This is a genomic window from Eudoraea algarum (genome assembly GCF_050589645.1).
Lineage (GTDB): Bacteria > Bacteroidota > Bacteroidia > Flavobacteriales > Flavobacteriaceae > JBNGOQ01.
The window spans coordinates 637,121-658,990 of sequence record NZ_JBNGOQ010000002.1; the positions used below are offsets into that span (position 1 = coordinate 637,121).

Genomic DNA, 21,870 nt, shown 5'->3' on the forward strand with positions numbered 1-21,870 from the left:
TACCGTAGACGCGATATGCAGATCAGCCTTCCGACCCTTCTGCCCTGTTTTTAGCACCGATCCATTTGGCCATATATTTTGTGCTTGCCATGGTATGGTGCAAAAGAAGGGTCCCAATCAAATTTTTATCCCTATGGGTATCTAAATTACGAAGTAATTTCTCAATTTTTCGGCCCAATCGGTCCTCTAGCAAAGCCTTGTCATAACACTGATTGATAATGGTGGTGCCATTTTTTTGCGCCTGTTCCCACAATTTTCGGTCCTGATACAGTTGTACGGCGGCATTGGCAAAGTAAGTTGGGTCATTTTCAATTTTCCCATTCCAATGAAACTGTTCGCACATCCCTTCTGCACCTATGCTAGTCGTTACATTAGGGGTGCCGACTAACATGGATTCTGCCAACTTTCCCTTAATTCCGGCGCCAAATCGCAAGGGAGCCAGACTTATCTTTGCGTTGGCCATGACCTGCATGGCGTCCTTGGCCCTTCCCATAACATAAAATCCATCTGCTGGTCGGTGCAGTTGGGTAATGCTTTCGGGCAAATAGGACCCGTATATCCGTAGATCGGCCTTTGGTAGTTGGGCCCTGATCAAGGGCCAAATCTCATTTTTGAGCCATACTACCGCATCAATGTTTGGAGCATGCCGTCCACTACCAATACAAATAAAATCCTTACGAGGCTCAAAAGGGAGCCAATTCGTCGTTTGTTCCTCGTTCAGGTTGGTTATCATAAAGGGAAGATGAAGCAGCAGGTTGGTGTCTATTTTAGCCGTTTTTTGGAGCAATTCCATTTCGTGGGAAGAAATGATCAACGATAGATCCGATCTGTAAATACTGGCTATTTCCCGTTTGGCCATATCACTGTGCATCCAATCCCTTTCGGAAAAGGGGAGTCCTGCCTTAAATTGGGTCTCCCTACTTGTGCGAAGTGAATGAATGTCCTCCGTATCCAGAATCCGTAGGGCCTTTGGAAGGTATTCCGCTACCCGCCATCCAAATTGCTCCTCAACCATAAAACGGTCAAAAAGCACAATTTGTGGCGCAAGTTCCTTTATAAAATCGTCAAAACTATCGTGGTTAAGACGGATAGACCGCTCCTTGACCCCAAGGTCACTTAAATTCACGGAGTGTTCATTTTTGGTAGCCGTACTGGCAAAGGTAAGCTCATAGCCCTGGGCGATAAAAAAATGGATAAGTTGTAACATCCTGCTTCCCGCGGCGGTGGAATTCGGTTCTGGCCAAACAAAACCAATGATAAGAAGCTTGTTACTGATGGTTTCCAAAATGTTACATCTTGGCCGCAAACTTTTGGGAAATGTTCAGACGAAGTTTACGTTCGTAATCTTCCTCCAGCCATTCCTTGTAGTTTTTGGTATTGTTCATGATACAGTACGAATATTGGCGTACCCTATAGGCAATTTCTTCCTTGAGCTGTTTAGCCAGGATACGGGCATCGAATACATCATCGCTGTTTTCAACACATATCTGAGCGTGCTGTTCAATACTGCGTTCCAGGACGGTTTTTGATTTTAAGCCCTTGGCAAACACCTTTTTGTACTCTTCCTTGATATCAAATTCGATACAATCCGACTTCCCGAACATCGCCTTGAGTTCTGGCGGCATTTCATAGACAAAATCGCGTTCAATTTCCTCATCATTTTTGATGTTCTCCAGAAAGAAATCAGGGAAATGAAAGATTTCCTGCCAATCTACCGGAGCATCCCACATACCGAATCTTGCCATATTGTTCCCCAGATCGATTACCGTAAAATCGTTCTTGTTGGGCAACACCCTGGAGCCTCTACCAATCATTTGAAAATACAGTGTCAGGGAACGTGTTGCCCGGTTCAACATGATGGTCTCCACGGTAGGTTCGTCAAAACCGGTCGTCAAAATACTTACGGAGGTCAGTATGGCATCCGGGGTCTCCGAAAACCACCGTAATATCTCCCGCCTTTCCGAGGCATTGTTCTTATTGTCCAAGTGCCGAATATTGTAGCCCGCTTTTTTAAAGGTTTCATAAACGTACCTAGAGGTATTGATACCATTGTTGAATATCAGGGTTTTTGTTCCCTTTGCAACCTCTTCGTAGCCGGACAGGAGTTTTCCCAGCATGTTCTGGTTCCCATAGAGCTCATCGGAGGATTTAACCGTATAATCCCCACTGATGCCAAGCTTTAGGCTACGCAGACTAACATCATAGCTATACATGTTTGCCCGTGCCAAAAACTTTTTTTCGATGAGGGAGGAAATAGACTCCCCAACGATCAGTTTCTGGTAATTATCCTTCATGGGAAGTTTAATATTTGAGCTTAAGGGAGTGGCGGTAACTCCTAGAATAATGGACTTCTCAAAATATTTAAAAAGTTTTCTGAAGGAATTGTAGTGGGCCTCATCAATGATGACCAGACCAATATTGTTGATCTCAATTTTATCTTCCTGAAGCCTATTGTTCAGCGTTTCTACCATGGCCACAAAACACATGAACTCATCTTGGTCCTGTAGTTCCTTGACATCACTGCTGATAATCTTATTATTTACTCCAAAACCGTGCAGCATCTTTGAGGTCTGGGAACTCAGTTCTATTCTATGGGTAAGGACGACCACCTTTTTTTTGGTCTCTGTGATATACCTACGGACAATCTCTGAAAAAACAACCGTTTTACCCCCGCCGGTAGGCAATTGATACAACAGGTTCTGATCGCTCGGGGCGGTTTTCAAATGGCTGAAGATCTTATTGAGATCTTCTAACTGATAATCATAAAGTGTCTTTTCTATCTTATGGGTTTGTATTTCCAAAGGTGTATAGGCAAGTTTTTGTTTATTTTCCGTCCCAAGGAGCAATTTCCGTAACTCCAATTTTGCAAAACTAGAAGTTTTTTATGCGTAAACGAAATATTAAGGACGAAATCTAAAATTTAACGGCCAATTAATCCAAAATGTCCAACGCTCGGGAAAAACCCTCTTGAAAAAGCCATTCTTGCTCTTGGACGGTTTCATAAATGATTCGGACACGGTCCTTAAAATCGGGCAGAAGCCCATTGAGAGAGATATATTGTACGGCTTGGGAAAAAGAATTGAGCATGCTTCGGTAAAAGGCATCAGGAACTTTGCGATCTCCGGCAAAGGCCTGTGCCACCTCAAGGTTGTACAGCATCAGATCGGCCACCATATGCGAAGCCACGCCCAAGGTAATAAAGTGTTTAATGAATTTTTGCGCCACGGACCTTCGGGCCTTGGGTTTTCTTCGCTTTACCGGGAAATACTCATTGGATATTCTGACTTTGGCTTCCTGTATCCTTTTTTCCTCTTTGGGATCAAACACAAAATCGTAATATTCCTTAACCACCGGAAAGCGATTATACAGGTCTAGCAGCTGTTCCGAAAGCCCTTCCCTTTCCAACCCTTCCAAATATTTCTTCAATGCCCGTTTGCCCATGTCCTTCCCAAGTGATTGCCGGAAGTGTTTTGCAGCAAAAATGGCTTTCCGGTCCGGTTCAAAAATAGCATAAGTAATTTACAGTTTGGGCAAAACAAGGGGTATTTTAAAAAAGAAAGCTCTTAATAAAATCGGTATAAGTAAATGGAATCTTGTTTGGATAATCCATTATAAAGGTGTATTATGAAAGTTTATAGAACCCAGTAAATTTAGAAGACATATATGAGGCAATTAAAGATTATCAAGCAGGTAACCAATAGGGAATCAAAGTCGTTGGACAAGTACTTGCAGGATATCAGTAAAATAGAATTGATTACGGCAAATGAAGAAGTGGAGTTGGCACAAAAAATACGGAATGGTGACCAGGCAGCCCTGGAAAAATTGACCAATGCCAATTTGAGGTTTGTGGTCTCCGTGGCCAAACAATACCAGAACCAGGGGCTGAAATTACCCGATTTAATCAATGAGGGCAACGTTGGGCTGGTGAAGGCCGCCAAGCGTTTTGATGAGACCCGGGGCTTTAAGTTTATCTCCTACGCCGTTTGGTGGATTCGCCAATCTATTTTACAGGCACTGGCCGAGCAGTCTAGGGTAGTTCGATTGCCTTTGAACAAAATAGGTTCAATAAACAAGATAAAGAAGACTTTTTCCTATTTGGAACAGGCCCATGAACGCCCACCTTCAGTAGATGAAATTGCCAAGGAATTGGAAATGAGTGTAAGTGAGGTAAAACAGTCCCTAAAGAATTCGGGCCGACATGTTTCCATGGATGCCCCATTGAGGGAGGGGGAAGATTCCAACCTCTATGACGTACTTCGGGCCGGGGAATCCCCCAAACCGGATAAGATACTAATGCAACAATCCCTAAATACCGAAATAAACAGGGCCTTGGAAACATTATCGCCCAGGGAGGCCGATGTGGTGAAGCTCTATTATGGCATCGGGGACCAACAATCCATGACCTTGGCCGAAATTGGGCAGACCTTTGACCTGACCCGGGAACGTGTGCGGCAAATCCGGGAAAAGGCGATACGCAAGTTGAGGCATAATTCTAGAAGCAAGCTTTTAAAGACCTATTTGGGCTAGGAGAGGGCAAAAAAAAAGGAGCCCCTTACGGACTCCTTTCTTATCGCGGTATTAAGGAATAACAATTAGGAATAATTTAATTTGCTGATATCATAATCTACTAGAATTTCATTCAGATCCTCAATGAAATTCAAATATGCGGAGTTGTCTTGATTTTGATTTGCCATAATTCAAAGATTTGGGGGAAAAGCTGGCCGGACTATAAATAGTCCAGCTCAGCTAATTCATTTAAACTTAAAATTTCATTTAAATCTCGGAGAAACGTAAGGTATTCCTCCCCGTAGGTATCGTATAACATGGTAAGCCTGGGTTTTTGTTTATTATTGAGATTTGGGATTCAATAATTATACAGTAAACATATATATTACAAGGGGGCTAAGCAACAAATTGTGGTGTATCTGCCGTTTTTTGTTGTAAACGTGCCTAATTTAATGGCTAAAGTGGGTTTTAGAACTTCACTTGATAGTTGATTCCGGCAGAAATCGCCCAAAAAAACTTCCCTGGTTCAAATACAAGCTCCTGTCGGGTCAGGCCCAAGTTGGCCCTGTACAGGTTGGGTCGGTCCTTGGCCGTAAATTGGTATTCCAATTCCAAGCGCTGTGATTCTATGTACAGCAGGCTCTCAGAGAGCAATACATCGTTGACCAATAATTGTTTCAGTTCAGGGGCGTTGCCGTAGATAGCGTTTAGACCCAAATAATTTTCGCCGTCCCGAAGGTATTTTCGGACCAGCAAACTACCGGAAAAACTGGTTGGTCCATCAGATCTTGGGGTAACATAGGGCCGTAATGAAAAATAGTAGTTTCCCATGTAATGCCCTATCGATCCCGTTAACACAGTTGCGTTACTCGTGCTAAAATCTAGATACCGCATTCCGAGCGAAGCTTCCAGATTTTTGGGCAGGTTGGCATATAGCTCTGCTCCTGCCCTATGGTCCGGAAATATATCGGCCTGCGAAAATCCGTAGTTCAGATACCCATAGAACCGCTTTGATATTTTGGGATAAAAATCCATTTCGTATTGTATCCCATGGGTCTCGAATCTGTTGGCATAGTTAATTCGCGGAATAATACTTCCTGCATCGGTCTCCCGTCTGTATTCCACGCTGGAATAGAACATGGGTTCATATACCACATCAAAAATTTCGAAGGAATTGATGACGCCCACCCTATTTTTAAGAACCTTAGCCTCCAACGAATCTTTTGGCGGAGCTGTTCCCTCCTCATTTGCGCTGTCTTTTTTTGCTCCCAGCAAGTCCATTACTTTGGTACGCAAGTTCAAAATATCGGTGTCATTTTCTATGTAAATCAGTGCTTTATTGGCCAGTCCCAGTGCGATGGGATAGTTTTTCGCGTAAATTTCGTTCTTAATGGCCGCTATCCATACCGCCTTGTTTTTCCGCTCCACGGAAGTGATCTTGTTGAAATGTCTACGCGCCTCATCATAACGACCATCCCAACTATAGGTCTTTCCCAACAATTCCCTGACATCGGCATACTCGGGGTATTTGCTGAGGATTCGCTGTAAGGTATCCCTTGCCTGGGTACGCTGGTCGTTAAAGGCGAGGTTCCTTGCATTGTAATAGGATACATCCGGATCTCCGGTATACGTGGTTCCCTGCGCACCAAGGCCCAAGGACCATCCGCAGAGTATCACAAGAAAATACAGGTTTTTTAGGTTCATCATCATAGGGATGCTAAATAGTTTTCAATATTTTGTGGGTTGCGCAAGGTATTCAGATCGTTTTCGGGATTGGATTTGAGGCGGGTGTAGGCCCTAGCTATTTTTTTGGCCACCTCCTTGCTTTTTATTTCATTGCGTTCAATGACCTCTACCAAAATCATGGCTTCCGTATCCTGATCAGACCAGAAATAGACATCCAGCAGGGCTGCATAGCCATCGGCATACGTAGGGTATTTTCGTATGGCTTCCTTTAAAATTTCGATGGCGATATCGTATTTGCCCTGCCAAGCATGTATTCTGCCCATCAATATCTGTGTGTCCGCATGTCCGGGTACCTTGGCCAAAATATAATGGCAAAGTAGCAAAGCCCTATCGTTTTCATGGTTCAATGCCAATTTCCGAGCGGAAGCATAGGCTTTATCAAAATCGTTCCCGTTGAATACGCTATTGATCCAGACCATATCTTCTTTGGCAAATTCCATTGTCGCTCTTTTAAAGAGGTTAAGGGAGTCCGGCATCAACTTGTTGTTTTCCACTACGTAGGTGTTGATTGCCCTAAAGGACTTGAATTGTTCGGCGAGATCTTTTTTTATGCCCGTATCGTCCACCTCGCTCAACGCCAATTCCGTGGTTAGCCCGTACAAGGTGCCACGGGACAACAGGTGTTTTCCGTATATGTAGTCTTGAATATTGTTCTGGCCCCTGAATAAGGGGATGGCCTTGCTGGAATCAAAGACGTTTTCCGAGATTAGGCTTTCACCCAACCAGGCTTCCCTATCAGGAAACTTAAGATCGTATTTTTCGTGTAAAAGGGCTACCACGGAAGGCAGTACATCGGCATGTGATGCCAGGGAGTTTACAGTTTTTGGCGCTTTTAACAAAGGGCTATAGATCATAAGCGGTGCCCGGTAACGTCCCAGATCGTCCACTTGGGGCAAATCTGTACTGTTGTGGCTACCTGTGATTATAAAAATGGTATTGGCATAGTCAGCGTGACGGCTGAAGTCCTTAAAGAACGTTTTCAGGGCCTCATCGGCATAAATTAAGCTGGCAAACATCTCCTTGTTCTTTGTAATCAGTTTTTTAGACCGCTTTGGCAATGGGGTCTGTGCCATATGTTTCTCGACCTGAGCAATATAATGTCCCCGATTGGGTATTAAATAAGGCTTTTTAGTGCTCAAGGTTAAAAAAACATCGAGCCTGGGTTTGTTGTCCAATATCCGTTCGGCATTCCACTTTTTGAAAAGTGCTTGATCGGGATACCCCAGGGAAATACCCGCTGCATCCTTGTCCATAAGGCTGTACTTGTCGCCAAAACCATTTTTATCCACGACAAAATCTACCCGTTCCTCGTCCACAAAACGGTCCAAGTGCTGTAGGGCGCTATTCCCACCATAATTAAAGGTAGTGGTATATCCATTTTTTTTAAGGATGCTGAAAAGCGTATTCCTGCCAGGTGATCGTTCCGCATAGGTAAACCCGTTCCTGCCAAAGGGCAGGGAGCCTATTAGGGTAGGAATGGCGGCAGCGCTTTCCCCTGTATTGCTCACATAATTGCTCCAATACAAAGATTGGGTGGCCATAGAATCCAAAAAGGCAGTGAAACCAGGGTATCTAGCCTTAGGTCCAACAAAATCGGAGCCGATTCCTTCCATGACCAGAATTACGATATTTGGCTTTTCATTCGGAAGCTCCAGGTATTTTCCCAAAACATCCTTTTGGACATGGGGTTTCAGCAAGGGATATTCGACCGCCCCCTCATATTTATTGAAATCGAACAAATTGGAGGCGATGCTACCCGCCAAATGCTGGATTTTATTTTCGTTGATCGGCCTCCTATTGGAGGTCAGCGTAGCCAGGAACAAGCCAAAAAGTACGATGGTAAACGGGTACATACTGCTTATAACATGGTAGAAGGATTTGCTTATCCGATAAAAGAGATAGAACAATGGTAGCAGCGCCAACAAGGCCACAAGGGCAATCAATAGGTATGGGCCTACCTGCCCTGCGCTGGAGGTACCTAAAATATCCGCCCCCAAAATTTCATAGTTCCGGACATAGTACTCGATTAGAAGGGTCTCCAGGACCAGTGAAAGGAGCAAGATACCCCCAACAAGCCTGAATCCAAATTTGGCCTTCCTCCCCTCTACAAAGTTGAACAGAAAGGCCAGAACTAGGGAGATTACCGCAGTAAAACCCAGCTGGTGAAGCCATAGCAACAATAGGCTTTTGTTCAAAAAGCTATCGAGCACCCCATTGGAATACAGTCTGAGTTGTTGATAGACAGACAGTACGGCCAGGGAAAAGAAAAAGGCAAAGACCAACCGGATAAAGTCCCTAAGGGTCTTCTTTTCCAAACGCTTATGTGCTTGTTTTTCTACCTGCATCCTGTTATGCTTTTGCAAAACCTTTTCTAACCTGGGATCCCCAGCCCGATTTTACCTTAAACAGTTTTTTATAGTTGCCCCTTACCGCTGCCCAAACCACAATAGGGTGAAAAACGATAGGCTCAATGATCGCACAGAACATTAGGGTTAGAATATCCTTTGTCTTTTTATACTCGTTATAGGAATACACGTCCCACAAAATGGCATAAAAGGAGAACATTACCGAAAAAGTATAGACCGTACAAGTAATGGCCACAAAGAACTCCCAGTTCAGGATACCCAAATAGTAAAAGAGCAGGATCGAGAAAAAACCGACGAACTCCAATATGGGCGCGAACCACTCATAAAAGAACCAATAGGGATAGCTGAGCATGCCCAATCTCCCAAATTTTGGGTTCAGGAACATGTCCTTGTGCTTGTAAAGGGTTTCCAAGTTGCCCCTGGACCATCGGTCCCTTTGGTTGATCAATATCTTCAGGTCCTCGGGCACCTCCGTCCAACAGAGCGGGTCCGGAATATACTCTACGGTATAGGGCAACTTTCGCTCGTGCATGTACCGCCTCATCTTAAACACGATTTCCATATCCTCCCCTACCGTATTGGTATCATACCCACCCACGGCCAAGGCTATTTCGCGGTCAAAAAATCCAAAAGCCCCGGAGATGATCAAAAGGCTATCTATGCGCCCCCAGGCCATTCTCCCCAAAATAAAGGAACGCGTATATTCCAAAAGTTGAAATTTGGCCAACCAATTTTTAGGTAAGCGAATTTCTTCCAACCTACCCCCTGCAATCTTACAGGAGTTGGCAATACGGATGACCCCTCCTACCGCAACAACGCGTTTTTTTGATCGTTGATAAAAGGATTTGACCACATGCAGTAGGGCATCGGGCAACAATAAACAGTCTACGTCAATACACCCCACATATTTGTTCTCGGACAACTGGATCCCAGTGTTCAGGGCATCGGATTTACCGCCGTTTTCCTTGTCGATCACCGTAAGTTTGGAAAAGGATGAATGCTTTGATTTGTATATGCCCCGTATGGGCTTGGATTTCCAATTGGGATCGATTTTCCGTTCAATTTTTACCAGGTCATAAGCCTCAATCATTTTCTCCAAGGTATCGTCCTTACTCCCATCGTTTACCACCATTACCTCGTAGTTTACATATCGTAGGGACATTAGGGAACGTATGTTCTCCACAATGGTCATGCCCTCATTGTAGGCTGGTGCTATAATGGTAATGCTCGGGGCCAAGGGCGAGGCCATGATCTTGGAAAGGTCCCCAAAACTGTTTTTGTTCTTATAGTGGATGGAACTTCGGGTAGAAAGGTACCCCATGAAGGTAAACATGGTAAAAAGGATTACGGTAAATACCAGGAAAATGATATTTATGTACTCAAGCACGATATTGAAAATTCCGTTATCCATTGAATTTTTCCATGATTTTTATGGGAAATGCAAGCAAGATATCCCACAGGGAATCCTCACCATTTTCCTTTTGCAGGTTTTTTACACCTTCTTTTCCACTTTCCTGTTCTTCCTCCATCTGCCGTTTATAGAACTCATGGGTAAGGGCAAAGTCTACATCCATAACGCTAAAGGCTTTGGAGGGTTTTATGTTCAACTCATCCAGTAGAAAACAGAAGTCAAGTGGCATATGGCCCCTACTGTTTTGAAAACCCGGTTCTTTTTTCCTGGCATCGGGCATGGACTGCAGTTCAAATGCAATTTCGGAAATCCCTTCGGCCAAGGAAGATGTCCTGGACGCCCGCTGGGCTCCAGATTCGGCCTCCGTACCGCTCATTTCCTCTTGTTGGGCCTGGAGTATTGTCCGCACCCTTTTCGCTCTTTCCCGTATTTCACGTACCGGAAAATTCTCGAGGGTTTTTAGAAAATTGATTTCCTTCTGGTCTCCCAACTGCTCAATTTCTTCCAGTAACATTAGCTTGGAAGGGGTATCCCCTGACCAGAACAACTGTCTGAAAATGCTACTTCCCTTAAAATCCTCGCTTTCAAGCACCGTACCGTGTACATCGATAACCCGGTAATTTCTTTCCGATATTCCGTTCAACACTTCCAAAGCGCGATCTCTTATAAAAGGATCCGATTCCTTATCCGTGATTTCAACAAGAAATGGTATTTCCCTTTCGTCACCGATATCCGCAATAGTGTCCAGCAACAGTATCTTACTGTACCGCCCCTTATCCAGGAACAATTGCTTAAAAACACTTTGGGAATAGGGAGATACCGTGGCGTCCGAAACGATAGGGGTAGATTCGCCTTTTTCAACCACAAGGGGCAAGAAATCCAGGAGAAAAATGTCCCTTTCATTTTCTATGTCAACCAGATCCTCTTCCCTGGCGGGAATAATTTCCTCGTAGACCAGGTCCAACGCACGTACGTTCTTCTCGATATCAATGGTGAAGTCTATTGCAGTATCCTCTGCCTCTTCTACGGTCACTGCAGCCTCGATAGTGTGGGTATCCGGTGTTTCTGGCACCATTTCCACTGTTTCGTAGGTCATGGGCACTTCTTCATAGACCACTTCAAGGGATTGTACGGCTAGGTCTGTTTCCTGCTCCGTCCCTATATCCTCAACAACGCTGGGTATCTCCTCATAAGATACCTCTAAGGATTGTATCGCGGTCCAAGAATCTTCGCTAAAGTCCATAAACACATCTTGCTCCTTCTCAGCATCGTTTTTCGGCCTGTGGGTTTTCTCTACCTCCTGAGTGTTGGGTACCACCAAGGGTAAAAAATCAAAATCGAGCAATATACGATCGTCTTCTGTTTCTTCCGGAAGTGTGTCAAATTCCTGGATAATTTCGTCCATGGGTCGTTTCAAGGAGAGCGCGGTTATTTCCTCACCGTTTACTTCGAGTTCCAGAAGGTCTTCGGGCGAAAGCAAAATTTGTTCTTCCGCGGGCACTGGCAAGGGTGTTTCTTCTGGCGAAACAAGATGCTCCGAAGACGCGTTGGATGGCTCTTCTTTGGGTGCTTCATCAGTTGTCTCCTGTTCCATGACAACATCCTTGGCATCCAGGGCTGCCGGTACATCGCTCTCCTCAATTTCAAAGGCAAGGGCATCGGTTCTCCAGGAATCGCTTTCCAATTGTTCTTGAATACCTTGGGTGGGCATGATTGTTTCGGGAGATATGGTATTAATGGCGTGCAACGCCTTGCTCCTGACCACAAAATTGGATTCCCTGCTTTCGACCAAGCGCAAAAAAGGAATGTCTTCCTCTTTTCCCAAAGTAGCGATAGCATCTAAAAGTAAAAGCTTAATATCCGTGCGACATTTCCAAAAAACCCCTTTTAAGGTATCCAGCGCTTCTAAAATGTAGAATTCCTTGATACAACCTATGGCCTCCGATTTGATCTGATCATTTTTATGCTTCACCAACTGGGTTATGGAGGCATAGGCATCGTTCTGATTATAATACTTTATCAAACGAAGGGCAAACAGTACTACATCCCGGTTCGTGGAGGTTAACCAGGCTTTAAAACTCGGGGGTTGGTAATCCTCAAAATTCCGGATGACATCCAACAGTTTTAGCTGCTGCCATTCGGAAATTTTGTAGCGAGTGGTATCCAAAAAGTAATTTATGCCTTCCGGTCTAAGGGTTACCGTAGCAATCTCGGCTTGTTTTCGTATAACGCCCCTTTTATCGTTGATGAACTTTGTAATAAAACTATAGGATTCCGGAACTTGTAATTTGGTCAGCTCCAAAATGCCCTGTGAAACCACTTCCCAACGCCAGCTCTTGAGTTTTGCAAAGGCATCATGCTGCAGTCCCAAATCCCTGTACAGCTTAAAGAGCCGTAAGAGGGTGTCTCCCAGCAGGTCTTTTTGTAGGTCCATAAGAATCTCGGTCAGCACTTTGCGATTAAAACGGTCCTTAAGCAGTTCCCTGATCTCGATTTTTAAATTGATATAGGTATCCTGGTCTTCCCTTGCGCTGTTTGGGTCATAAAAGAGAAATTCACTTACCATGGGGGTTAATTCCTTCTTTTTTAGCGCTATTCCTTTCGTTTTGGAGGAAAGTTTATTTCGGAAAAAAAAGACAAAAAGGAAATAGACCACTGCCAAGCCAACAAACAAAAGGGATAAATCCCACAAAAGATCCGTGTGGATCTTTGGCGCTGTTATGAGCAACTTAGGGTGATATGTAGGTAGTCCTATATCCACAAATTATACGAGCTTTATTTCCCGGCCTACCCGGATCAATAATTCCGAAATGTTCACCGGTTTTGAGATAAAGTCATTGGCTCCCAATTCAAAAGCACTCAAGACGTTTTCCTCGTTTCCTGCGGAAGAAATAATGATTATAGGGATAGCCGACCCTAATTCGTTGCGCACAAAATCGATCAGTTCAATACCGGAAAAATACGGCATCATGATATCGCTGACGATAATATCGGGCATGTGGCTCCCCAAATATTCCTTTACCTGCTTACCATCATGGACCAAGCTCACCTCGTATCCTCCTTTTTCCAGACGATAGGTCAGCAAGGAGGCCAATAATTCGTCATCTTCCGCAAGCAAAATCCTGTTCTTTGTCATGGGCTTTAGCTGTTTCTTTTTAATTTTTTCAATTCTTGTTCCATGGCTGTTTCCACGATAGGATATTCTTCAAGAAAACGGTCGTAGAGCGTTTGAAGCTTGGCCATATCGCGATCGGTCTTACTGCACTGGTGTATTTTGACCGCTATCTTGTGAAGACCATAGGTTTGCATCATGGCCAGACCGGATTTGATCTTATGGGAGGCAAATTCAAGTCCTTCGAAGTCCTGGTTCTTTAGATGCAATTTCACGTTACCAATGAATTCCAGGGCATTTTGCTTGTATAAACGAACCAACTCTTGAAGGAGTTCCAGTTCCCCTCCACAGTCTTCCAGCAAGTCGGATAGGTCCATGATACTATGTTGTTCCTCCGCCTTGGTTTCCTGCGTTTCACTGGTGGACATTTTAGAATTCAGGGTAGTTATTCCTTTTTTATTATCCAAGAGCTTTTGCATAAGCTCCTCGGGGGCATAGGGTTTTAGAATATAGTCGTTGATACCGGTCTTAGCACACTGCTCTTTGTCCCTAACGGTAAAGTCGGCCGTAAGTGCTATGATCGGAATGCTCCTTATTGCCCCACTTTTATGGCTACGTATCTTTTGGGTGACTTCAAAGCCATTCATGACCGGCATTCTCAAATCCATCAACACCAGATCAAATTTGCTTTTTTCAAGGATGTTCAGGCCGTAATGGGGATTATCGGTGATATAGGGTTTGCACCCCCATGTTTTTAGACGCTGTTCTATAAGGCGCTGATTCAGAAGGTTGTCCTCAAAAACCAATATCCTTAGGCCTTTTAACTGCGCTTTTGCCTCCTGCTCCGGGGCTTTGAGATTCTTCTTCCTCGGTTTTGGGGATTGCTTGCCCTTTCCATAGGGCAGCGTAAACGTAAAGGTAGTACCTACCCCCAAGGTGCTCGAAACCTCAACGGTACCGTTGAGGTTTTCTATGATTTTCTTTACGATGCTGAGCCCCAGACCGGAACCTCCGTATTTGGCAAAAGTATCCGACTCGGCCTGCTTAAAGGAATCAAAAATATGCTCCAATTTTTCCTCGGGAATGCCGATGCCGGTATCCGCCACCTCAAACTCCAACAGGACTTCCCCTTCCGTAGTTTTTAGGGGAGCCACGCGCAGATGGATTTCTCCCTGCTCTACGAACTTTATCGCATTGCCCATCAGGTTTAGCAATATCTGTGATAGTTTTGAGGGATCTCCGATCAGCACCTCCGGAATGGCCGGGTTTATATTGACCTCCAGGGTCACTTTTTTTTCCAGAATAAGCGTATTGCAGAGATAGGCCACATCGCGGATAACGCTGCTAAAATTGAAGTGTACCGATTCAAATTGCTCCAGACCAGCCGACAACTTGGAATATTCCAGCAATTCGTTGATGATGTCCAGTAGGGTACGCGAGGCGGATTGAATGGCGTTTACATGGGTCAGTTGTGACTTGGTAAGTTTGCTCTCCCTCAGGAGATCGGTAAATCCTATAATGCCATTTAAGGGGGTTCGTATTTCGTGACTTACGTTGGCCACGAGCATTCCCTCGGTGTTTGAGGTTTCCTTTGCCGGGGTCTTTTTGTAGAGGGTAATTGGTGTCTTTTCCCCAAAAACCTGTGCCTCTACCTGTGCCCTGAAAGACAAAAACGTTTTTCTTAGGGTGGCAGCTTCATCGGTGGTCAGTTCCTCAAAGGAAAAGTCGGATAACTTCGATTCCAGATCGGATAAATGGGAAAGTAGGTCTTTGGATTTCAATGGGGAGTGGATTTGGTAGGTAAAGGCTTGTGTAGGGAGCAAATCCTATACTTTTCTATACATGTTTGGTTTTTATACCCCTAAAACTCTTCTTTTCGCCCAGCCTGTGCAATTAAATGTTACCTAGGCTTCTGTTTTTGTTGTCAAAGCACTTTATTTGTAGGTATAAATTCTGACAAATGAAGCATTATATCCTATTTTCTTGCATCTTGACCCTGTTTTCCTGTGGCCCGGAGGGTAAAACAACTGGGGAAAGCGATTCCGAAAAAGCGAAGCGCATACACCAGGCGGTCATTACCCTGGATACACATAACGACATTAATGTCAAGAACTTCACGGATAGTCTCAACTACACGCAAAATTTGGATACTCAGGTGAACCTGCCGAAAATGGATGCAGGCGACTTGGATGTTTCCTGGCTTATCGTTTATACCGGTCAGGATTCGCTACATATGGAAGGGTATGAAAGGGCCGCCGAGAATGCCATGGCAAAGTTTGAGGCCATACATCGGCTCTGCGAGGAATTTGCGCCTGACCAAATTGAATTGGCGCTGACCTCGGAGGATGTACGCCGAATTGATGCTTCTGGAAAAAAGGTCGCAATGATAGGGGTAGAAAATGCATACCCCATCGGAGAGGATCTGTCCAATTTTGAAACCTATTACAAACTAGGGGCACGCTATATTTCCCTTTCCCACAATGGGCATAGTCAATTTTGTGATTCCAACACGGGGGAACAGGACAGCATATGGTTGCATAATGGTTTAAGTGACTTAGGTAAAAGGGCTGTAAACGAGATGAATAGATTGGGTATTATGATAGATGTTTCCCATCCGTCAAAGGAAGCCATGAAACAGATGGTAGCCTTGTCAAAAGCACCGATTATTGCATCACATTCATCGGCCAGGGCCCTCTGCGATCACAGTCGAAATTTGGATGACGAGCAATTGATGCTTATGAAAAAGAATGGCGGGGTAGTACAGACGGTGGCCTTTAGCTCGTATTTGCACAAAGCGAAGCATGAGGCCAGGGCCGACTTTATGAAAAGTATACACCAACAGGTAGCCGATTCTCTGGGGGTTCCCTGGTACGAGCGCTCAGAGTTTCGCCAGTTGGATCAGGAACAACAGGCCGCTTTTGTGGAAAACCGCACCAAGATCAGGGCCATTGCCAAAACCCTTTTGGCCTCCAGGCAGGATGCTCCGCCTCCGGTAGATGTAGCCGATTTTGTGGATCATATTGATTATATGGTGCAATTGATCGGGATCGATCATGTGGGCATAAGCTCAGATTTTGACGGGGGTGGCGGTATCGCCGGATGGGAAGACGCCTCCGAAACTTTTAATGTAACCCTGGAATTGGTCAACCGTGGTTATAGTGAAGCGGAAATAGCACAATTGTGGAGCGGTAATCTCTTGCGCGTGCTGGACGAGGTGCAGGAAGTGGCCATTAAACTCCAAAAAAATTAAGGTTCCGTTGCCAAACTTTGGGCTTCCCGCTTTTTCTTGTAGGAAACCTATGGGACGGTATTTAAAAATTCGCTCACGGCCTCCCAATAGCCCTTATGATCGTTGAACTTTTCCCATAGTGCCCTGGAACCGTGATTGCCCGAAGTATCGGGAAGGTAGCTTTTCTTTTGGGTACCAGGAATGGCCGCATGGATCGCCTTCCAGTTTTTATACTCGTTCTTGGCAGAGGTAATAAAAGTGGGCACCTCAATATGCTTTGCGCTATCCGCTATATAGGTTTTGCTGCCAAAATACTCACCAGGGGCAAAGGACACTATAGCCTGTACGGCTGTTGGATGATCGCCAGCGTATTTTAATACCAATGCAGAAGAATACGAGCTTCCCCAAAGAATGAGCTTTTCCGGTTTGTAGGTAGTTTTTACGAAATTGACAGCTGCTTCAATATCTTTAAAGGCTTCCTTATAAGTGGTTGCCATTCCCTTGGCTTTAGCCTTTCTGTTCGTTTCGTTAACCACGCCGTTGACCGCACCTCCAGATCGTAGGTCTACGGCAAGGCAGGCATATCCCATGGCATTCAACTTTGGGGCAATTTCGCGGTACTCGCCCCTACTCCAACCAGCCTGATGAAATAGAAGGATAAAGGTGGATGTCCCTTGTTTGGCATAATAATCGGAGCTAATTTCCAAACCGTCCGAAGAATTAAAATGTACAGATTGCTGGGACTGTACCGAACAACATAACAATAACATACCAATAAGGAAGACTTTCATAACTGCCAGGGCTTTAAAAAATAAAAGTAGTGATTTCATAGAACCCATAGGCTTTGGTATTCGATTTAACACAAAATTAGAAGCTTGTGGTAAAAACTGTTAAGCTTACAATAAAATTTTCTTAATTCACTTTTAGGTTGCGGGTAAAAAAAATACATTTAAGAAACCTAAACCATCTCCTCATGCAAACTATAGGTAAATTTTTCCTTGCCCTTCTCCTTTTATTCCTCTCCTACTTTACTCACGCACAGACCTCCGATGAGCAAGCCATTGAACAGGCCGCCATAGATTATATGGAGAGTTACTACAATAGTGATCAGCCTCAAATGGAACGGGCCGTGCACCACGAAGTGGCCAAACGCCACATTGTGGAACGCGAAGGTTTTCAGTTGGTAAAGAACATGGGATATACCGAACTCGTATCACTCACCAAGTTGGACGGGAAAAAATGGGCCCTGAAAAAGGACCAACCCTTGCGGGTAGATGTGAAAATATTGGATATTGATGGCAACATAGCCAGTATTAAGGCGAGCACCAATCAGTACGATTTTTATGATTATATGCACGTGGCAAAAATTAACGGGGAATGGAAAATCATCAATGTGCTATGGGATACTAAGAAAATAGACTAAGCCACTATGGAGACCTCTACCTTGGAATCGTATTATTCAGATCCACATTTTACCGTATTCAAAGTTCCCCAATGGCGTGCAAATCTTTATCAATTCCTATCCGTCAGTGTGTGGGGCAAGCTACCCAGCCATATACAAAAAAAGGTATCGGCCGCCTATGCATCTACCTATGACAAACCCTATTCCAAATGGATCATTAAACCCTATATCAAGATAAACTACCAAGACAAGAACTATTTGGAAAAGTTTAAACCTCCCAAAGGAAAAAAGAGCTTTGACAGTTTTCAAGATTTTTTTATCCGTGAGTTTAGAACCCCTCCTAAAAATGAAAGTCCGTACGTGTGGCCTTGTGAAGGCCTATTGTGCGATGAGGGAAAAGTGGGGGATATAGACAGGGTGAAGGTCAAATGTGACGAACGCAATATCACCACCATTTTCGGGGTTGCGGCAGATACCATCCCCGACAACTACAGTTTTACCAATGTATTTCTGCACAATAAAAACTATCACCGAATCCATTCCCCGATTGAGGGTACCATAAGCCGAATACAGCATGTTCCAGGAGATCTGGTGGTGTTACGCCCATGGATCTATAAACAAAACCCTTCCTTGCCGGCCTTTAGGAATGAACGCTACAATATAGACATTACCGATGCCGATGGCAGGGTCTGGTACATGTCGATCGTTGGTGGCCCAGCTGTGGGCACCATAGAGCTATCCGAACATATAGCCTTGGGCAATAAGGTCGGCAAACTGCAAGAGGTAGCGCTGTTCTATTTGGGATCTACCTGCTGTATGGCCGCCCCATTGGACCCTAAATTCCATTCAAAGAACACCTTCGTGGAAGTCGGTGCTAGCTACTAAAACAGTGTTTTGGGTTTTACCAGGGTATTCGGTATAATCAGGTTTACCGGTAATGCAGTATTTATTTTTTCAATAAAATAGGCGGATAAGAGTGGGGATTCCAGCTCCAAATTCTGATGTACAAAAAAGTGAATGTTTCGAAGCCCTTGATCGTACCAATGCTTTAGGCGATCCACCCAGTCGTCCATCCTATCGTAGTCACTTTTATGATTGGCCCCCACATAGCGGACAAATGCCTCTCCATTGGTTAATCGCATATGCATAATATCCCTACGGCCGGCGGTATCCACAAGGATGTTGGCTATATTATTTTCCTCAAGCAGGTGGTACAGTTCCTGGGCCACCTTAACATCATTGAACCAATCTGTGTGCCTAAATTCCAGCGCTAGTGGGAATTCCTTGGGCCAGTACTCTACAAAGCGTACGACCCGGTCCCAATTCTTAGGTCCAAAATTGTTATGCATCTGTAAAAAAATGGTTCCCAACTTCTCCTTTAAATTTGACGTGACCTCCAAATATCGATCCACCGTAGGATATATTTGATCATTTAATCTGCGAAGATGGCTTATCTCATTGGCTACTTTGGGGAAGAATTTAAAATGCCCGGGCGTTTTCTCATACCATTTGGTATACTGCTCTGCCGAGAAAATACGATAAAAGGTGGCATTCAACTCAATGCAATTGAATTGGGACGCATAATAGGCCAACTCGTCCTTGGTTCCGCGGGGATAAAAGTTCTTCAAATCCTGGCGGTTCCACTTGGCACAACCTATGTACACTTGCAAAGTTTCTTCCTGTTTGCCTTTGGAGAGTACCACTTGTGTATCCGGATGGTCTGCTGGCAAAGTAAAATCTATCAATTCTGGATTATCTACCTTTCCAAATTTCATGGGCTTCGGGTTTACAATATCATCTTAGGGAGCCTAAAGATACGCAATATCCCCAAGGACCATACAAGGTAATAAAAGCACAAAATTGCTAAAACCGAAGGATATGATCTATATTTGATACGAGTGACTAATTTAAAGAATGCTTGGTAATGAAAATACTACAGCTTAGCCTTGCGCTATGCCTATTTGTTTTTTCTAAGCCTGTACAAGCCCAGACCGTAGATCAGATTCTGACCACCTATATTGAGAACATAGGTGGCCAGGAAAAGCTTCGTATGCTTCAAGGTTTAAGAATGACCGCCAGCGTAAATCAAAGGGGTACGGAAATCCCTTTCCAAATTGTGCAGTTAAAGGATGGCCGTCAGATGACGATAATCCAGTTTCATGGAAACGAACTGAAGCAACGGGTTTTTGACGGCGAAACCCTATGGGGCCATAATTTTATTACCCTGGAACCCGAGAAGAGCGATGCGGAAACAACCCAGAACTTTAAACTCAGATCCAACGACTTCCCTATAGTTTTCTTGGACTACAAGCAAAAGGGATATACTGTTGAACTTTTAGGCAAGGCCGTTGTTCACGGAAACGAGGCCTTTAAGATAAAGTTGGTGAAGGAGCCTTTGACCATAGATGGAAAGGAAGAGGAAGATGTGTCCTTTTATTTTTTTGATGCCGTACGCTTTTTTCCTGTTGCCATACATTCGGAAATTATGTACGGAAAAGAAAAAGGACAGATGCAAGAGGTGGTCATGAGCGATTATCAGGAGGTAGAGGGACTGTATTTTCCCTTTTTCCTGATTCAAGGTATGGTAGGGGAACCCGGAAACCTACTTACCATAGAACGTATAGAACTTAACCCTGAGGTAGCCGATGATGCTTTTTCATTTCCCGGGGATTGATGACATCATTCCAAAGGAAGTGGGCGCTATTATTGAATATCTGCCTCCAGAACCTTAAATCGGATCGAGGCCTTTTCATCCGTAGCCAACCAAAAATTATAGGTAGAGCCCCAAGAGCTGTCGGGAGTGGCGGTGCGGGAAAAATTTTCCAGGTCCGAACTAACATCCTCTATTTTGGCAGAACTCAGTTGCTCGGTCGAAATAATGATGGCCAGTGCACTAAATTCCTTCTGTGAATTTTCCGCGTTGGGCACCCTGGCGCCATGCTGGGCAATGAGATCACTTGCAGTATGGGTATCTATGGCATCGGCAGTAAATTCCCCAAAAGTGGAACCAGGGGCCGGGTTAACGGCCACCTGCACCGACTGCAACTCGTCTGCCCCGATCAGCCCCATCACATAAAGTTCTATATTTCCATAAGGCACGGAATTTCCGCCATTGGCAAACGTACCAAAGCCATCGCCTCCGTTTAACCTGCCCCTATAGCTGTTCCCTCCCAAGGACACCAATTCATCAAAGCCGCCCAGTTGCCCTCCGGCACTGGCGTAGCCCCAATGACCACCCACTGTGGTAGGAATAAAACCATGGTTGGCCCAGGTATGTGCAATTTCATGCAAAAAAGGGCCCGTTCGCACATATTCGGTCCGTGGCATATAAATGACGCTCTTGAGTCGGCCCGCAGAACCGTAATTGGAGGTGCCATCAAAGATGCCCGATCCAATACCCTGTACCTGGTTTTGAACACTCGTGGACCTTCCAAAAAAGAGTCCGTCGGGTTGTACGGTTTCTACGGAAAGAATGACAATATAGTCGAACTCATCATTAAAATACTCGTATGCCTTTTCCGTGACCATGGTCACATCACCATCACCCTGGATAAAGGAATCATAGGTCGCTTGCGGTAGTACAAAGTTAACGAGCATCCTTTCCTCGTCAAGAACAAAGGTGTCTTCAAAGAAAATAGATCCGGAGGGCGCCGGTCCGTCATCATTCGTATCGATAGGCCCATCATCGGTCTGTGACATGTCATCTTCGCCTTCCACGCTATCGTCCTTGCTACAGGAAGCAATCAGCATAAGGAAGCTAAAAACAATAAGAATAACGGTAAACGGTCTTGGGGTGCAGTTAAGTTTCATTTTGTGTGTTTTCATTGAGGTACTTATATAACTCCCCGGATCGTGCTTTATTATCAAAATTTTCCCGCTGATCGATGAAATGCCATACCGAATCCGTTGCACGGTCTCCCCTGCCCTAGTCCTGCTACGCTCGTCAATCTTCATAGGGCCTTATTTATGCCCTTGGGAACGGCATCATAGCCCTTTCTCTTCCGAACCCTAACCATAGTTGGGGAATCGCTTTGCTAAGCGTGAAAATTCGATATTCTTTAATGCGCTGAATAACAACTATTTAAAATATGGTTATAT

17 protein-coding genes are annotated in these 21,870 nt (G+C 44.6%); 5 read left to right on the forward strand and 12 right to left on the reverse strand.

Annotation, left to right across the window (positions count from 1 at the left end):
• Positions 1-22 precede the first annotated feature (22 nt).
• The 3 genes from ACRD67_RS09280 to ACRD67_RS09290 form a co-directional block, all read right to left on the reverse strand.
• Positions 23-1,285, reverse strand: coding sequence for a glycosyltransferase (locus ACRD67_RS09280; protein ID WP_430966856.1), 1,263 nt, complete (start codon positions 1,283-1,285; stop codon positions 23-25).
• A gap of 4 nt (positions 1,286-1,289) precedes the next feature.
• The gene (locus tag ACRD67_RS09285; protein ID WP_430966857.1) at positions 1,290-2,801 is read right to left on the reverse strand and encodes a DEAD/DEAH box helicase; all 1,512 of its coding nucleotides are present in this window, start codon (positions 2,799-2,801) and stop codon (positions 1,290-1,292) included.
• 130 nt (positions 2,802-2,931) lie between these two features.
• Positions 2,932-3,441 carry a DUF6155 family protein gene (locus ACRD67_RS09290; RefSeq protein ID WP_430966858.1) on the reverse strand — a complete coding sequence of 170 codons (510 nt, stop codon included), beginning with the start codon at positions 3,439-3,441 and terminating at the stop codon, positions 2,932-2,934.
• Positions 3,442-3,663: 222 nt separating this feature from the next.
• On the opposite strand from ACRD67_RS09290, the gene ACRD67_RS09295 reads away from it, so the two are divergent.
• Positions 3,664-4,527 carry a sigma-70 family RNA polymerase sigma factor gene (locus ACRD67_RS09295; RefSeq protein WP_430966859.1) on the forward strand — a complete coding sequence of 288 codons (864 nt, stop codon included), beginning with the start codon at positions 3,664-3,666 and terminating at the stop codon, positions 4,525-4,527.
• A gap of 447 nt (positions 4,528-4,974) precedes the next feature.
• Here ACRD67_RS09295 and ACRD67_RS09300 read toward each other — a convergent pair whose 3' ends face one another.
• The 6 genes from ACRD67_RS09300 to ACRD67_RS09325 are packed head-to-tail and all read right to left on the reverse strand — an operon-like array spanning position 4,975 to position 14,922.
• The gene (locus ACRD67_RS09300; protein ID WP_430966860.1) at positions 4,975-6,216 is read right to left on the reverse strand and encodes a YaiO family outer membrane beta-barrel protein; all 1,242 of its coding nucleotides are present in this window, start codon (positions 6,214-6,216) and stop codon (positions 4,975-4,977) included.
• On the reverse strand, positions 6,213-8,597 hold the full coding sequence (locus tag ACRD67_RS09305) for a sulfatase-like hydrolase/transferase (RefSeq protein WP_430966861.1): 2,385 nt from the start codon (positions 8,595-8,597) through the stop codon (positions 6,213-6,215). Before ACRD67_RS09305 ends, ACRD67_RS09300 begins: the two co-directional genes overlap by 4 nt.
• Positions 8,598-8,601: 4 nt before the next feature.
• Entirely contained in the window at positions 8,602-10,029 is a 1,428-nt protein-coding gene (locus ACRD67_RS09310; protein WP_430966862.1) for a glycosyltransferase family 2 protein, read from the reverse strand.
• Positions 10,022-12,790 (reverse strand): hypothetical protein, encoded by a 2,769-nt coding sequence (locus tag ACRD67_RS09315; protein WP_430966863.1) that lies wholly within the window; start codon positions 12,788-12,790, stop codon positions 10,022-10,024. The genes ACRD67_RS09310 and ACRD67_RS09315 overlap by 8 nt, the downstream gene beginning before the upstream one ends.
• Positions 12,791-12,793: 3 nt before the next feature.
• Complete coding sequence (locus tag ACRD67_RS09320; protein ID WP_430966864.1) at positions 12,794-13,165, reverse strand: response regulator transcription factor; 372 nt, start codon at positions 13,163-13,165, stop codon at positions 12,794-12,796.
• Positions 13,166-13,170: 5 nt separating this feature from the next.
• Positions 13,171-14,922, reverse strand: coding sequence for an ATP-binding protein (locus ACRD67_RS09325; RefSeq protein WP_430966865.1), 1,752 nt, complete (start codon positions 14,920-14,922; stop codon positions 13,171-13,173).
• A gap of 179 nt (positions 14,923-15,101) precedes the next feature.
• On the opposite strand from ACRD67_RS09325, the gene ACRD67_RS09330 reads away from it, so the two are divergent.
• On the forward strand, positions 15,102-16,391 hold the full coding sequence (locus ACRD67_RS09330) for a dipeptidase (RefSeq protein WP_430966866.1): 1,290 nt from the start codon (positions 15,102-15,104) through the stop codon (positions 16,389-16,391).
• A 47-nt stretch (positions 16,392-16,438) separates the two neighbouring features.
• Here the strand turns inward: ACRD67_RS09330 and ACRD67_RS09335 are convergent, their stop codons facing one another.
• Positions 16,439-17,161: an alpha/beta hydrolase gene (locus ACRD67_RS09335; RefSeq protein WP_430966867.1), complete on the reverse strand. Its 723-nt coding sequence runs from the start codon at positions 17,159-17,161 to the stop codon at positions 16,439-16,441.
• 182 nt (positions 17,162-17,343) lie between these two features.
• On the opposite strand from ACRD67_RS09335, the gene ACRD67_RS09340 reads away from it, so the two are divergent.
• Positions 17,344-17,793 (forward strand): nuclear transport factor 2 family protein, encoded by a 450-nt coding sequence (locus ACRD67_RS09340; protein ID WP_430966868.1) that lies wholly within the window; start codon positions 17,344-17,346, stop codon positions 17,791-17,793.
• Positions 17,794-17,799: 6 nt separating this feature from the next.
• Entirely contained in the window at positions 17,800-18,657 is an 858-nt protein-coding gene (locus ACRD67_RS09345; RefSeq protein WP_430966869.1) for a phosphatidylserine decarboxylase, read from the forward strand.
• Here the strand turns inward: ACRD67_RS09345 and ACRD67_RS09350 are convergent.
• Entirely contained in the window at positions 18,654-19,547 is an 894-nt protein-coding gene (locus ACRD67_RS09350; protein ID WP_430966870.1) for a DUF72 domain-containing protein, read from the reverse strand. The two genes, ACRD67_RS09345 and ACRD67_RS09350, sit on opposite strands and share 4 nt — an antisense overlap.
• A gap of 149 nt (positions 19,548-19,696) precedes the next feature.
• Here ACRD67_RS09350 and ACRD67_RS09355 point away from each other — a divergent pair, with 149 nt between their 5' ends.
• Complete coding sequence (locus tag ACRD67_RS09355) at positions 19,697-20,446, forward strand: outer membrane lipoprotein-sorting protein (RefSeq protein WP_430966871.1); 750 nt, start codon at positions 19,697-19,699, stop codon at positions 20,444-20,446.
• 29 nt (positions 20,447-20,475) lie between these two features.
• On the opposite strand, the gene ACRD67_RS09360 is transcribed toward ACRD67_RS09355, so the two are convergent.
• Positions 20,476-21,726 carry a hypothetical protein gene (locus ACRD67_RS09360; RefSeq protein ID WP_430966872.1) on the reverse strand — a complete coding sequence of 417 codons (1,251 nt, stop codon included), beginning with the start codon at positions 21,724-21,726 and terminating at the stop codon, positions 20,476-20,478.
• Positions 21,727-21,870: the final 144 nt, after the last annotated feature.

Bases quoted from the DNA above. Each gene is read 5' to 3' on its own strand.
- ACRD67_RS09290 (WP_430966858.1), bottom strand. From the start codon at position 3,441: ATGGGCAAACGGGCATTGAAGAAATATTTGGAAGGGTTGGAAAGGGAA.
- ACRD67_RS09295 (WP_430966859.1), top strand. From the start codon at position 3,664: ATGAGGCAATTAAAGATTATCAAGCAGGTAACCAATAGGGAATCAAAG.
- ACRD67_RS09300 (WP_430966860.1), bottom strand. From the start codon at position 6,216: ATGATGATGAACCTAAAAAACCTGTATTTTCTTGTGATACTCTGCGGA.
- ACRD67_RS09305 (WP_430966861.1), bottom strand. From the start codon at position 8,597: ATGCAGGTAGAAAAACAAGCACATAAGCGTTTGGAAAAGAAGACCCTT.
- ACRD67_RS09310 (WP_430966862.1), bottom strand. From the start codon at position 10,029: ATGGATAACGGAATTTTCAATATCGTGCTTGAGTACATAAATATCATT.
- ACRD67_RS09320 (WP_430966864.1), bottom strand. From the start codon at position 13,165: ATGACAAAGAACAGGATTTTGCTTGCGGAAGATGACGAATTATTGGCC.
- ACRD67_RS09330 (WP_430966866.1), top strand. From the start codon at position 15,102: ATGAAGCATTATATCCTATTTTCTTGCATCTTGACCCTGTTTTCCTGT.
- ACRD67_RS09335 (WP_430966867.1), bottom strand. From the start codon at position 17,161: ATGAAAGTCTTCCTTATTGGTATGTTATTGTTATGTTGTTCGGTACAG.
- ACRD67_RS09340 (WP_430966868.1), top strand. From the start codon at position 17,344: ATGCAAACTATAGGTAAATTTTTCCTTGCCCTTCTCCTTTTATTCCTC.
- ACRD67_RS09345 (WP_430966869.1), top strand. From the start codon at position 17,800: ATGGAGACCTCTACCTTGGAATCGTATTATTCAGATCCACATTTTACC.
- ACRD67_RS09350 (WP_430966870.1), bottom strand. From the start codon at position 19,547: ATGAAATTTGGAAAGGTAGATAATCCAGAATTGATAGATTTTACTTTG.
- ACRD67_RS09355 (WP_430966871.1), top strand. From the start codon at position 19,697: ATGAAAATACTACAGCTTAGCCTTGCGCTATGCCTATTTGTTTTTTCT.
- ACRD67_RS09360 (WP_430966872.1), bottom strand. From the start codon at position 21,726: ATGAAGATTGACGAGCGTAGCAGGACTAGGGCAGGGGAGACCGTGCAA.